Source organism: Azospirillum thermophilum (genome assembly GCF_003130795.1).
GTDB classification, from domain to species: Bacteria; Pseudomonadota; Alphaproteobacteria; order Azospirillales; family Azospirillaceae; genus Azospirillum; species Azospirillum thermophilum.
Map to the genome: position 1 here is coordinate 175,001 of NZ_CP029352.1, position 13,156 is coordinate 188,156.

Annotated in this window: 11 protein-coding genes and 3 pseudogenes; 10 read left to right on the forward strand and 4 right to left on the reverse strand. The window is 67.6% G+C overall.

Annotation, left to right across the window (positions count from 1 at the left end; all coding sequences use genetic code 11):
- The first annotated feature begins 67 nt into the window (after window positions 1-67).
- On the forward strand, window positions 68-487 hold the full coding sequence (locus DEW08_RS00780; protein ID WP_109323677.1) for a CopG family transcriptional regulator: 420 nt from the start codon (window positions 68-70) through the stop codon (window positions 485-487).
- 84 nt (window positions 488-571) lie between these two features.
- Window positions 572-1,795 carry an extracellular catalytic domain type 1 short-chain-length polyhydroxyalkanoate depolymerase gene (locus DEW08_RS00785; protein WP_109323678.1) on the forward strand — a complete coding sequence of 408 codons (1,224 nt, stop codon included), beginning with the start codon at window positions 572-574 and terminating at the stop codon, window positions 1,793-1,795.
- Window positions 1,796-1,946: 151 nt separating this feature from the next.
- On the opposite strand, the pseudogene DEW08_RS33645 reads toward DEW08_RS00785, so the two are convergent.
- The 4 genes and pseudogenes from DEW08_RS33645 to DEW08_RS00805 all read right to left on the reverse strand — a co-directional run.
- Window positions 1,947-2,243 (reverse strand): annotated as a pseudogene (locus DEW08_RS33645) (DUF4158 domain-containing protein); the annotation flags it as partial.
- Between the two features lie 471 nt (window positions 2,244-2,714).
- Window positions 2,715-3,002 (reverse strand): annotated as a pseudogene (locus DEW08_RS00795) (IS3 family transposase); the annotation flags it as partial.
- A 148-nt stretch (window positions 3,003-3,150) separates the two neighbouring features.
- Window positions 3,151-3,255: pseudogene (locus DEW08_RS33380) on the reverse strand (DDE-type integrase/transposase/recombinase); the annotation flags it as partial.
- Between the two features lie 663 nt (window positions 3,256-3,918).
- A complete protein-coding gene (locus DEW08_RS00805; protein ID WP_211107080.1) occupies window positions 3,919-5,124 on the reverse strand; it encodes an ROK family transcriptional regulator in 1,206 nt (401 codons plus the stop codon).
- A 441-nt stretch (window positions 5,125-5,565) separates the two neighbouring features.
- Between DEW08_RS00805 and DEW08_RS00810 the strand changes: the two genes are divergently transcribed.
- The 8 genes from DEW08_RS00810 to DEW08_RS00840 all read left to right on the forward strand — a co-directional run bounded on the left by DEW08_RS00810 (window position 5,566) and on the right by DEW08_RS00840 (window position 13,038).
- Complete coding sequence (locus DEW08_RS00810; protein ID WP_109323680.1) at window positions 5,566-6,876, forward strand: ABC transporter substrate-binding protein; 1,311 nt, start codon at window positions 5,566-5,568, stop codon at window positions 6,874-6,876.
- A gap of 52 nt (window positions 6,877-6,928) precedes the next feature.
- Window positions 6,929-7,801: a carbohydrate ABC transporter permease gene (locus DEW08_RS00815; protein ID WP_109323681.1), complete on the forward strand. Its 873-nt coding sequence runs from the start codon at window positions 6,929-6,931 to the stop codon at window positions 7,799-7,801.
- A gap of 2 nt (window positions 7,802-7,803) precedes the next feature.
- Window positions 7,804-8,634 (forward strand): carbohydrate ABC transporter permease, encoded by an 831-nt coding sequence (locus DEW08_RS00820; RefSeq protein ID WP_109323682.1) that lies wholly within the window; start codon window positions 7,804-7,806, stop codon window positions 8,632-8,634.
- Window positions 8,635-8,647: 13 nt separating this feature from the next.
- Window positions 8,648-9,364, forward strand: a complete 717-nt coding sequence (locus tag DEW08_RS00825; RefSeq protein ID WP_425429087.1) for an ABC transporter ATP-binding protein — start codon at window positions 8,648-8,650, stop codon at window positions 9,362-9,364.
- Window positions 9,361-9,675 (forward strand): TOBE domain-containing protein, encoded by a 315-nt coding sequence (locus DEW08_RS33650; protein ID WP_245986044.1) that lies wholly within the window; start codon window positions 9,361-9,363, stop codon window positions 9,673-9,675. Before DEW08_RS00825 ends, DEW08_RS33650 begins: the two co-directional genes overlap by 4 nt.
- An 11-nt stretch (window positions 9,676-9,686) precedes the next feature.
- A complete protein-coding gene (locus DEW08_RS00830) occupies window positions 9,687-10,460 on the forward strand; it encodes an L-iditol 2-dehydrogenase (protein WP_109323683.1) in 774 nt (257 codons plus the stop codon).
- A gap of 113 nt (window positions 10,461-10,573) precedes the next feature.
- Window positions 10,574-12,049, forward strand: coding sequence for a mannitol dehydrogenase family protein (locus DEW08_RS00835; protein WP_109323688.1), 1,476 nt, complete (start codon window positions 10,574-10,576; stop codon window positions 12,047-12,049).
- Window positions 12,050-12,063: 14 nt separating this feature from the next.
- Window positions 12,064-13,038, forward strand: a complete 975-nt coding sequence (locus DEW08_RS00840; RefSeq protein ID WP_109323689.1) for a PfkB family carbohydrate kinase — start codon at window positions 12,064-12,066, stop codon at window positions 13,036-13,038.
- Window positions 13,039-13,156: the final 118 nt, after the last annotated feature.

Sequence of the window (13,156 nt, forward strand, 5' to 3'; positions counted from 1 at the left end):
TCGACTTGATCGCCCGCCGCGTGTCCCCATTTACCATCCAGGCGGATGGTGAAAGGATGGTAAGCAGATGGTCGACAACGTGCACGAGATCAGGCCGAAGGGCGGCGACAGCGAGAAGATCACGATCAATCTCGGCTACGTCGATCTCGGCCATATCGATCTGCTGGTGCAGGAAGGGTTTTACGCGAACCGCACCGACTTCATCCGCACCGCCATCCGCAATCAGATCGACCGCCACGGCGACGCCGTGCGGCAGGCGGTGACGCGCAAGAGCGTGGACCTCGGCCTGCGCCACTACACCCGCGAGGACCTCGAAGCCGCGCGGGACGCCGGGCAGAGGCTCGACATCCGCGTCCTGGGACTCGCCAGCATCGCCCAGGACGTCACCCCCGAACTCGCCCGCGCCACCATCGCCTCGGTTGCCGTGCTGGGGGCGCTGCATGCCAGCGCCGCCGTCAAGGCAGCCCTCGCGGACCGTATGCGGTAGGGCACCCGCCGCCCGCCGCATCCCTGAAAGGACACCGGGCCGGGTCTCCCAGCGAGCCCGCGTCCGAGCACAGAAAGCACCGATATGACCGACCGATTTCCCAGCGGTATGGCCGAGGCGACGCGCCTCACCCGCGCCGGCAAGCTCGCCGACGCGACCGCCCTCATCCAGCGCCTGCTGACGGGGGAGGGGGTGAGCGCGGCTTCCGACCCGGCAGGCGCCGGCTCCCCGGCCACCATCGACGTGAACCCCGTCACGGTGGGGGTGGCGGATGCGCCGCCGCACCGGGCCGCGACGGCGACGTCCGCCGGGGCATCCGCCGGCCGGTTCCATCCCAGGCCCCGGGCCGGTCTGGGCGAGACGCTGCGCGATCTCGCCAGGCGCGTGATGCCGGATGGCCCGGACCTCGGCGGCGGCGCCATGCGGCCCGCGGCCGACCCGCTGCCGGACGGCGCCTCCTTCACCACGGCGTCCTACCGCAACGAGGCGGGAGCGCGCGCCTACAAGCTCTATGTCCCCGCCAACCGGCGCGGCGGAGAGCCGCTTCCGCTGGTGGTCATGCTGCACGGCTGCACCCAGTCGCCCGACGATTTCGCGGCCGGCACGCGGATGAACGCGCTGGCCGAGGAGCACGGTTTCCTCGTCGCCTACCCGGAGCAGCCGTCCTCGGCCAACGCCAACAGGTGCTGGAACTGGTTCAGCCCGGACGACCAGCGGCGCGACCGCGGCGAGCCCTCGTTGATCGCGGGGATCACCCGCCGGATCATGCAGGATCACGGCGTGGACCCGGGCCGCGTCTACATCGCCGGGCTCTCGGCCGGCGGGGCGGCGGCGGCCGTCATGGCCGCGACCTATCCGGACCTCTACGCCGCCGTCGGCGTGCACTCGGGTCTGCCGCATGGGGCGGCCCGCGACCTCCCATCCGCCTTTGCCGCCATGCGCCAGGGAGGGGGAGTGGCGGTCCGGCGGTCCGGCGCCCCGGTCCCGACGATCGTCTTCCACGGAGACCGTGACACCACGGTCCACCCGCGCAACGGCGACGATGTCGTGGCCCAGTCGACGGCGGGTGTGCAAGGGACGCAGGCGACGGTGGAGCGCGGCACGGTGTCCGGCGGGCACGGCTACAGCCGCACCCTGCACGCCGACGGCTCCGGTCGGGTGCTGTGCGAGCAGTGGTCCATCAACGGCGCCGGTCATGCCTGGGCCGGTGGCAGTCCGGCCGGGTCCTACACCGATCCGCGCGGGCCGGACGCCTCGCGGGAGATGCTGCGGTTCTTCCTCGCGAACCCGCATCGCAGCGTGTCGTGACCTCCCGCCGGACCCGGCCCATGGCGCGGCCATCCGGCTGCGGCGTGGGCCGGCTTGCAGCAAGGCGGCCGCCGCCCGGAGGTCGATGACGCTGGGGCCGGATGCCGCGATGGCGCGCCGCATCCTCCAGCAACAGGCCGGCGGCCGCCACGCCGCTGGTGGTGGTCAGCGCCACCGGCAGCAGCCACTCGGCCATCTCGCGCTGGTCCGGTTGGGTGAAGGTCCGGAAGCCATAGATGGCGTACAGGGCTTCGAACTGGTCGTATCGGGGCTGGAAGCGGACGGCGTAGTCGGCGACGACGGACAGATCGGCGGGGCTGATGGTGCAGTAGCGGATCAGGCCGGGCTCGGCCGTCGGCAGCGCCTCGGTCTGGGCATCGGTGAGAGCGTGGCGGCGCGGCACGGTGGGGCTGTCCTGTTTGGAGTATGGCGCCCTCCCTTCGGGCATGAGAAAAGCCGCCGGGAAGCTGCCGGGCTGCTGGTGGGACGAGATGTCAACAAACTGAGACAGGCGGCCAAGCGCAAATCGGGCTCGTGGAGTACGATGCCGTTCGACATCAACTCTTCATCACGGAGGCACGCCGTCCATGACCGACGAGAAGGAGCAGCCCGCTGGCAGGCCAGTCGCGTTGACCGATAGCGAACTCGACGCTGCTGCTGGAGGTGGTGTGAAATACTATCCAACGGGAGCACTCCAGGGGCTCCCGATGGACGTTCTTATCGGACCCCCCTGGACCCAGGCATCCCCTCCTCCCTCACCCGGCAGAAGCCTGGCCAATCCACGTCCGATTGACCATCGTGGTCGAGGTGGCGCGCGAATGAACCGCTCCGGGTTTGTCGGAGGCCATTCGGCGAGTCACGCCGCCATGGCAGCGTCCTCAGCTTGGGCATGGTAGCGTGCTTCGGCTTCGGCGGGAGGAATACTGCCGATGGAGACGAAGCCCTGCCATGTCGACACGTATGTGAAATCGGCTACCCACAAGGCGTTCGGCCGTGGCGCCTGGAACTGCCGGTTCACCCGGTCGAGCGGACAGGATGCCGCCTTTTCGCTGACCGTCGTGCGCACCGTCTTGCCCCGCGTCGCCCCTTTCAGCCCCATGCGCCGCATCAGGCGAGCCACCGCGCAGCGCGCCACGTCGAAGCCGTCCCGCCGCAGTTGCCGCCAGACCTTCCGTACCCCGTAGACCTGGAAGTTCGCATCCCGGACCCCAGCCCCGCAACGTCTCCGCCGTGATCGAACACCATCCGCACCGTGCGCTCGCGGACTTCAGGGGCGTATTTGGGTGATGCCTGTTTCGTCATGATGACCCCATCCTCTCAAGAAACGGGGCCTCCGACCAATCCGGAGCGGTTCAGTCCCAGCAGTTCCCCTTGCGGCTCATGGATTGGACGATGCCGTGATCCTTCAAGGCTTTGCGGTACTGCGCCGCCGCGTACCGGCTGCCGCGGTCGGAGTGGAGGCTGCGGCTAGCGTTCCGATGCCGTAAAAGACAACTGCTTGTGCCGTGCCCGTGGTCAAGGCAATCCATCCGGTAGTTTTGTTTCCCCGATTCTTCTTAATCTTTCATAGTGGCAGAGATAAAGCGGAAAAAGCGACGGAAGAGGAATAAATTATTCCCGCCGGGATCATTGAAAATCCCGAATTTGTTATCTTTTCGCGCGGCGGCAATACGGGTCGGCTCCAATGCCGTTTCGCCAATAGCCATTGGCCATTTGTTTGCTCGGAGCCTGATCTGCGCGGTAAGCGCTGACGCGAATGGGGCGGCTGGCAATGAATGCAAGCTCGGTGCGAATGAGCATGGAACAAGAGCTCTGCCGCAGATTTGATGGTGCGACCTCATCCGGCCCCGATGACGCGCGCCTGAAGGATGTCGAGCTTGCCGCAGCCATACATCTGCCGATTCACCAACTTGAACTTGGTGACCTGCCCTCGGTCCGACCGTTGGACTACGGCAGAGTGATGGCCGCGATGACGGCATTCCGGTCCTTGACGGCCATGTTGGTGACGGATGTCATCAGGAAACCAGAGCCAGCAACAGCCCAGCACCGTCAAATCTGCGACAGAGCCCCTTTTCAGAGCCGATCCGGGGGCCCATTCCGATACCGGTTGGCAATCTGAGCCGTCAGATCAAATCCCGCGCCATGCCCGACCGGATCAGCAAGTCGGTATCCGGCGAGAACCGCGCCTTCAGTGGCAACATCGCCGCCCCCAGCACGCGGGCCATCGGGCCGATCGATCCCGCAATCACCGGCGCGGCCTTCAGCCCCGACCGGTTGAAGCGCTCCACCGCCGCCGACAGCCGGTGCGTGAAGCGGTCGCGCCAGGACGGCGGCAGGAAGCCGTCGACCACCACCTCCTGAAAATCGATGACGCTGAGCGCGGAGACGACGGCGCGCGACAGCTCGGCGCATGCCGTTTCGGCCCAGGCGTCGAAGATGGCGTCCGCCCGCTCGCCGCTGCCATCGGCAAGCGCGGCCGACAGCGCCGCCGACGGGTCGATCCCGGCAGCTTCCAACTCCCGTTCCAGCAGAAAGATGGACGCGCTGTGGATCAGTTGCCCCGGCGAGTTGCCCGGCCCGGCCGGACCCGTGGGCATCGAGCCGATGGCTCCCGCATTCCCCTGCTCCCCCCGATAGAGCCGCCCGTCAATCACCACCCCGCCACCGATGAAGGTGCCAAGATAGATGTAGAGCGCGCTGCGGCTGGTGATTGCATGGCCGGCGATCATCTCCGCCGCACAGGCCGCCGCCGCGTCGTTGTAGAGCGTCACCGGCAATCCGGTTTCGCGGGCGAAGGCGCCGCCAATGTCGGCATCGCGCCAGCCGTCCAGCGCCCTGGGCGCAAGCCCCAGTTCCGCCGACCAGGCGTGGATCTCGTCCGGCATCGCCACGCCCAGCCCGACCACCCGCGACCGGGCCGCCGGCGAAAGATGCGCCAGCAGCCCGACCGCCTGGGCGATCGCCGTGGAGATTGTCGGCTCCGGCAGCGGTGCGTCGTAGCGCACGCGGCTCGCCCCGAGTTCCTCGCCCAGCAGGTTGATCAAGATCGCTTCGACGCTGCGTCGGCCGATCTTCACCCCCAGCGAATAGGCCCCCTCCGGATTCGGCGCGATCGGGGTGGACGGCTGCCCGACCTGCCCGCGCACCTTGTCCAGCTTGACCAGCAGGCCGTCCTCCAACAGCCGGTTGACGATTACCGACGCCGCCTGTCCGCTCAGCCCGGTTTCCCGCGCGATTTCCGCCTTGGACAGCATGCCGGTCTGCAACAGCGCATGCATGACCAGCCGTTCGTTGTAGGCGCGCAGCCCGGTGGTATCGCCGCCCCGCATTCTCCCGCCGCCTCCCGCCTCTCATTCGAACGATAGTCCGTATAACAACCACTCTTAATAAAATCAAAGTGATTTATTTAATCGAGGCAGATCGCGATCATGGCTGCCGGTCCGATCGTCTTTGACCCCTCGCCACCCTAGCAAGCGGCAGCCGAAGGGGGCAAGATCTGCTGCAAAATCGGCCTAACCCTTTTCCGACACACCTTTCGCCTTACGCCACCCCCAACCGTCCCTCCGTGTCGATGGCAACCGCGACGGCGACTCGTCGGTGAATATCAAAATCAATATGATTTATCTATTGCGCCCCTCTGTTGCCTGCGCCATAGTGTTCGTACGCCATACAAACCGAATGCCGCAGATGCATCCGGGCGACTGGTCGCCGAGGCCGGCGGGATGAAAGCCGGGGCGCGGCCGAACAGGACATTGGGGAGGAAAACAGGAATGAAGCGTGCGCTTTCCTTGATCGGCGCGGCCGTCGCCGCGGTTCTCGGCGGCCCGACCCAGGCGGAGACTCTGTCGATCGCCACGGTGAACAACGGCGACATGATCCGCATGCAGAAGCTGTCGGAGCATTTCACCAAGGCCCATCCCGACATCACGCTGAACTGGGTGACGCTGGAGGAGAACGTGCTGCGCCAGCGCGTCACCACCGACATCGCGACCAAGGGCGGCCAGTACGACATCCTGACCATCGGCACCTACGAGGTTCCGATCTGGACCAAGCAAAAGTGGCTGATGCCGCTGACCAAGCTCGGCTCCAACTATGACGTCGAGGATCTGCTGCCCTCCATCCGCAGCGGCCTGACCACCGGGGGCACCCTCTATGCCGCGCCGTTCTACGGCGAAAGCTCGATGGTCATGTATCGCAAGGACCTGTTCGAGAAGGCCGGCCTGACCATGCCGGAGGCGCCGACCTGGGCCTTCGTCGCCGACGCGGCGCGCAAGCTGACCGACAAGAAGAGCGAGGTCTACGGCATCTGCCTGCGCGGCAAGGCCGGCTGGGGCGAGAACATGGCCTTCCTCAGCGCCATGGCGAATTCCTTCGGTGCCAGCTGGTTCGACATGAACTGGAAACCACAGTTCAACAGCGACGCGTGGAAGAAGACGCTGACGACCTATCTCGGCCTGATGAAGGACGCCGGCCCGCCGGGCGCCTCCTCCAACGGCTTCAACGAGAATCTGGCGCTGTTCCAGTCCGGCAAATGCGCCATGTGGATCGACGCCACCGTCGCCGCCTCCTTCGTCTCCAATCCGGCGCAGAGCAAGGTGGCGGACAAGGTCGGCTACGCGCTGGCCCCCGACACCGGCCTCGGCAAGCGGTCGAACTGGCTGTGGGCCTGGAGCCTCGCGGTCCCCGCCAGCAGCAAGAAGGGCGACGCCGCGCAGGCCTTCATCTCCTGGGCGACCTCCAAGGATTACATCGACCTCGTCGCCAAGGAGGAGGGCTGGGCCAACGTGCCGCCGGGCACCCGCAGCTCGCTCTACGCCAATGCCGAGTACCGCAAGGCCGCTCCCTTCGCCGACCTGACGCTGAAGTCGATCCAGGCCGCCGATCCGCAGCACCCGACGGTCCAGCCGGTCCCCTACACCGGCGTGCAGTTCGTCGCCATTCCCGAGTTCCAGGGCATCGGCACCGCGGTCGGGCAGGCTTTCTCCGCGGCGCTGGCCGGCCAGATGTCCGCCGATCAGGCCCTGCAAAGCGCCCAGACGCTGGCCACCCGCGAGATGACCAAGGCCGGCTACATCAAGTGACCGGCCACGCCTGACCGCGCGTCCCGCAACGTCGTTACCCAAGGGTCGAGCCATGGCCACCGCCCATTCGCGTGCAGCCGCGCGCCTGACGATGTCTCCGGCCGTCGTCCTGCTGCTCGGCTGGATGCTGATCCCGCTCGCGATGACGCTCTACTTCTCCTTCCTCCGCTACAACCTGCTGATGCCGGGGACGGAAGAGTTTATCGGCACGCTCAACTACCAGTATTTTCTGACCGATCCGGCCTTCTTCGCCGCGCTCGGCAACACGCTGGCGCTCGTCGGCGGGGTGCTGGTGCTGACCATCGCCGGCGGGATCGGGCTGGCCCTGCTGCTCGACCAGCCTTTCTGGGGACGGGGCATCGTCCGCCTTCTGGTCATCGCCCCTTTCTTCGTCATGCCCACCGTCTCGGCGCTGGTGTGGAAGAACATGCTGATGAACCCGGTGAACGGCCTGTTCGCCGCCATCGCCAAGGGGCTGGGCCTCCAGCCCTTCGACTTCCTGGCCGAAGCCCCGCTCTCCTCGATCATCCTGATCGTGACGTGGCAGTGGCTGCCCTTCGCCACGCTGATCCTGCTGACCGCGCTGCAGTCGCTCGACCGCGAGCGGCTGGAGGCGGCGGAGATGGACGGCGCCGGCGCGCTGGACCGCTTCGTCCACATCATCCTGCCCCACTTGGCCCGCGCGATGACGGTGGTGACGCTGATCCAGACCATCTTCCTGCTGTCGGTCTTCGCCGAGATCCTCGTGACGACCAACGGCGGGCCGGGCACCGCCACCACCAACATCACCTACCTCGTCTATGCCCAGTCGCTGCTGCAGTTCGATGTCGGCGGCGGCTCCGCGGGCGGCATCGTCGCCGTCATCCTCGCCAACATCGTCGCCGTCTTCCTGATGAGGATGATCGGCCGCAACCTGGACATCTGACCATGGCGCGCGCTGCAACCAACCGCCGCATGCTGGTCGTGACCCTTCTGGCCTGGACCATCGGGATCGTGATCTTCTTCCCCATCCTGTGGACCGCCCTGACCAGCTTCAAGACGGAGGCCGAGGCGGTGGCGACCCCGCCGACCTTCCTCGCTTTCGACTGGACGCTGGAGAACTATACAGAGGTCCAGCAGCGCTCCGACTATTTCCTCCATTTCTGGAACTCGGTCGTCATCTCGGTGGGATCCACCCTGCTCGGCCTGCTGGTCGCCGTTCCCGCCGCCTGGTCGATGGCCTTCGTTCCCGGCAAGCGCACCCGCGACGTGCTGATGTGGATGCTGTCGACCAAGATGCTGCCGCCGGTCGGCGTGCTGATCCCGATCTACCTGCTGTTCCGCGATTTCGGCCTGCTCGACAGCCGCATCGGTCTGGTCATCGTGCTGACGCTGATCAACCTGCCGATCATCGTCTGGATGCTGTTCACCTATTTCCGCGAAATCCCGGGCGAGATCCTGGAAGCCGCAAGGATGGACGGCGCCGGCCTGCGCGACGAGATCCTGTTCGTGCTGCTGCCGATGGCGGTGCCCGGCATCGCCTCCACCCTGCTGCTGAACATCATCCTGGCGTGGAACGAGGCGTTCTGGACGCTGAACCTGTCCGCCTCGCAATCGGCGCCGCTGACCGCCTTCATCGCCAGCTACTCCAGCCCGGAGGGGCTGTTCTACGCGAAACTGTCGGCCGCCTCGACCATGGCGGTCGCGCCGATCCTGGTTCTCGGCTGGTTCAGCCAGAAGCAGCTGGTGCGCGGCCTGACCTTCGGCGCCGTGAAGTAGGGGGGAACCCGCTATGGGTCAGATCACGCTCGACCGCGTCACCAAGAGTTTCGGCGACATCGCCGTCATCCCGCCGCTGGACCTGACCATCGGCAATGGCGAGTTCGTGGTGTTCGTCGGCCCGTCCGGCTGCGGCAAGTCCACGCTGCTGCGCCTGATCGCCGGGCTGGAGGACGTGTCGTCCGGCACCATCCGCATCGACGGCAAGGACGCCACCGTGCTGCCGCCCGCCCAGCGCGGGCTGGCGATGGTGTTCCAGTCCTACGCGCTCTATCCGCACATGACCGTGCGCAACAACATCGCCTTCCCGCTGAAGATGGCCCGGCTGGACAAGGCCGCCATCGACCGCAAGGTGGAGGCGGCGGCGAAGGTGCTGAACCTCACCAGCTATCTCGACCGCCGCCCGGGCCAGTTGTCGGGCGGCCAGCGCCAGCGCGTCGCCATCGGCCGCGCCATCGTGCGCGAACCGACCGCCTTCCTGTTCGACGAGCCGCTGTCGAACCTCGATGCGGCGCTGCGCGTCAACATGCGCCTGGAAATCTCCGAGCTGCACGCCAGCCTCGGCACCACCATGATCTATGTGACCCACGACCAGGTGGAGGCGATGACCATGGCCGACAAGATCGTGGTGCTGAACGCCGGCCGGATCGAGCAGGTGGGCTCCCCCATCGACCTCTACAGCCGTCCGCGCAACCGTTTCGTCGCCGGCTTCATCGGCTCCCCCGCATGAACTTCATCGAGGGCGAGCCCGCGCGCGGCGACGGCGCCGACTGCATCGGCATCCGCCCCGAACATCTGACCCTCTCGACCGAATCCGGCCGCTGGTCCGGCACCGTCACCGTGTCCGAACATCTGGGCTCCGACACCTTCGTCTATGTGCAGGTGGAAGGGATCGGCACGCTGGTGGCGCGGGCGGGCGGCGAGTTCCCCGTCCATCACGGCGACCGCGTCTGGCTGACGCCGCAAACCGAAAAGCTCCACCGTTTCGACGACCAGGGCAATGCCCTGTCTTCCGTCGCCGCCGGTGCGAAAGTGGCATGAAAGGCTCCACCATGAAACGTCTCGACGGCAAGTCCGCCATCATCACCGGCGCCGCCCGCGGCATCGGCCGCGCCTTCGCCGCCGCCTATGTGCGCGAGGGCGCCACTGTCGCCATCGCGGACATCAACGTCGCCGCGGCGGAGAAGACGGCGGCGGAGATCGGCCCCGGCGCCTATGCGGTGGCGCTGGACGTGACCGACCAGTCCTCCATCGACGCGGCGGTCGCCACGGTGGTGGAGCGGGCGGGTGGCATCGACATCCTGGTCAACAATGCCGCCCTGTTCGACCTCGCCCCCATCGTCGAGATCACGCGGGAGAGCTACGACCGGCTGTTCTCGATCAACGTCGCCGGCACGCTGTTCACCCTGCAGGCCGTGGCGAAGCGGATGATCGCGCAGGGCCGCGGCGGCAAGATCATCAACATGGCCTCGCAGGCGGGTCGCCGCGGCGAGTCCCTGGTGGCCGTCTATTGCGCCACCAAGGCGGCGGTCATCAGCCTCACCCAGTCGGCCGGTCTGAATCTGATCCGCCACGGCATCAACGTCAACGCCATCGCCCCGGGCGTGGTCGACGGCGAACATTGGGACGGTGTCGACGCCCTGTTCGCCAGGCATGAAGGCCTCCAGCCCGGCGAGAAGAAGCGCATGGTCGGCGAAGCCGTCCCCTTCGGCCGCATGGGCCGCGCGGAGGATCTGACCGGCATGGCGATCTTCCTGGCCAGCGCCGAGGCCGACTACATCGTCGCCCAAACCTACAACGTCGACGGCGGCAACTGGATGAGCTGAAGAACTCTCTCTGGAGCATCGCGACTCCCGCTCCCGCCCGCCGCAGCCCCCCTGAATCTCCCTCACCCGACCCGATCCCGGGGGAGAGAGGGATCTCCCCGCAGGACCCCGCCATGACCATCGCCCTTTCCGCCGCCACCCTCCCGGACATTGCCGCGCGGGCATCGGTGCCGGTCTACGACCGTTCCACCCTGTCCGCCGGGATCCTGCATTTCGGCGTCGGCAACTTCCACCGCGCCCATCAGGCGGTTTATCTCGACAGCCTGTTCACCCGGGGCCGCGACCATGACTGGGCGATCCTCGGCGCCGGCGTGATGCCGTCGGACCAGCGCATGCGCGACGCGCTGGAGGGTCAGGACTGGCTGACCACCGTGGTGGAGCAATCCGGTGCGCGGAGCCTCGCCCGCGTCACCGGCGCGATGATCGGCATGCTGCCGGTCGGCGACGGCGACGCCATCGTCGCCAGGCTGGCCGATCCCGCGATCCGCATCGTCTCGCTGACGGTGACGGAGGGCGGCTATTACATCGACGCCTCCGGCAAATTCGACACGGACCATCCGGCGATCCGCGCCGACATCGCAGCACCGTTCCGGCCGACCACCGTCTTCGGCCTGATCGTCGCCGGTCTGGCCCGCCGCCGCGCCGCCGGCACGGTGCCCTTCACCGTCATGTCCTGCGACAACATCCCCCACAACGGCGTCGTCACCCGCAACGCCGTGCTGGGCATCGCAAAGGGCATCGACGCCGACCTCGCCACCTGGATCGAGGGCGCCGTCGCCTTCCCCAACGGCATGGTCGACCGCATCACGCCAGCCACCGGCATGCAGGAGCGCGAGGCTCTCGACCGCGATTTCGGCATCGCCGACAACTGGCCGGTCTTCTGCGAGGACTTTACGCAGTGGGTGCTGGAGGACCGCTTCTCCGCCGGCCGCCCGGCCCTGGAGGCGGTGGGGGTGCAGTTCGTCCCCGACGTGACGCCCTTCGAGACGATGAAGATCCGCATCCTCAACGGCGGCCATGCGGTGATCGCCTATCCCGCCGGTCTGCTCGGTATCACCTACGCGCATGAGGCGATGGAAACCCCGCTGATCCGTGCCTTCCTGCAGAAGGTCGAGCGGGACGAGATCATCCCGACCGTGCCGCCGGTGCCGGGCACCGACCTGACTTCCTACTTCGGCATCATCGAGCGCCGCTTCGCCAATCCCAAGATCAAGGACACCATCCGCCGGCTCTGCCTCGACGGCTCCAACCGCCAGCCGAAATTCATCGTCCCGTCGATCGCCGATCGCCTGAAGTCGGGTGCCGGCATCGAGGGGCTGGCTCTGGAATCGGCGCTGTGGTGCCGCTACTGCTTCGGGACGACCGACGACGGCCAGCCGATCGAGCCGAACGACCCCGACTGGGACCGCCTGAACCGCGTCGCGGCACAGGCTCGCAGCGAGCCGGCCGTATGGCTCGACCAGGAGGACATCTACGGCGAGATCGGCCGGGCACAGCCCTTCCGCGACGCCTTCTCCACCGCCCTGCGCGCCCTGTGGACGGACGGCACCCGCGCGGTGCTCGCCCGCTATGCCGGCGGATCCAACTGAGGAACTTGCCCGCCATGACCGCCTTGCCGCCCCCCGCATCGCAACCCATCGACGTGCTGTGCCTGGGCGAGGTGCTGATCGACTTCATGCCCGCCGGGTCGTCCCGGCCCGGCGTGATCGGCGCCTTCGATCCGGCGCCGGGCGGTGCGCCAGCCAATGTCGCGGTCGGTCTGGCCCGGCTGGGCGTGCGCAGTGCCTTCATGGGCCGGACGGCGGCGGATGGCTTCGGCCGCTTCCTTGCTGGCGCGTTGACCGGGGCCGGCGTCGATGCCTCCCGCCTGCGCCGCGTCCCCGACGCCAGGACCCCTGTCGCCTTCGTCTCCCTCGACGAGGAGGGGGAGCGGGAGTTCCTGTTCTATGGCGAGCCGATGGCCGGCTTCTCCTCTGCCGACCTCGACCTCGATGCCATCGCTGCGGCCCGTCTTCTGCATTCCGGTTCCATCGGCCTGATCGACCCGGCGGCGCGCGAGGCGAGCCTGCTGGCGGTGGAGACGGCGCACCGCCATGGCCGGCTGGTGTCCTTCGACGCCAACCTGCGCCTCGCCCTCTGGCCCGACCGCGACACGGCGGAGCGACTGATCCGTCAGGGCATCGCCGCCGCCTCCATCGTCAAGCTCAGCGACGAGGAGTTGGAGTTCCTGACCGGCATCGCCGACCCCGACACCGCCGGCCGCGGCCTGTGGCATCGGGGCTTGCGCCTTCTGGTGGTGACGCATGGCCGCGACGGCTGCACCTTCCTGACCGCCGATGCGTCCGGCCATGTGCCGGGGGTGGCCGTCACCACCGTGGATACCACCGGTGCCGGCGACGCCTTCGTCGCCGCCCTCCTGGCCGGTATTCTTGAGGACGTCGACACCGCCTTCGCGCCAGACCGGCTGCACGAAATCTGCCGCTTCGCCAACGCCGCCGGCGCGCTGACCACCACGGCCCCCGGCGCCATCCCCTCCCTGCCCGACCGCGCCACGGTCAAGCAACTGCTGGACCGCTGAGGCAGGGCAGGTTTTGAAACTACCGGGGAGTGCGGAAGCCTCGCACCGGACGGATCAACTGCTCCAGCTTGCCGTGGCCGGCTTCCGTGCCAATGACGGTGAGACACGAGCCCCCATG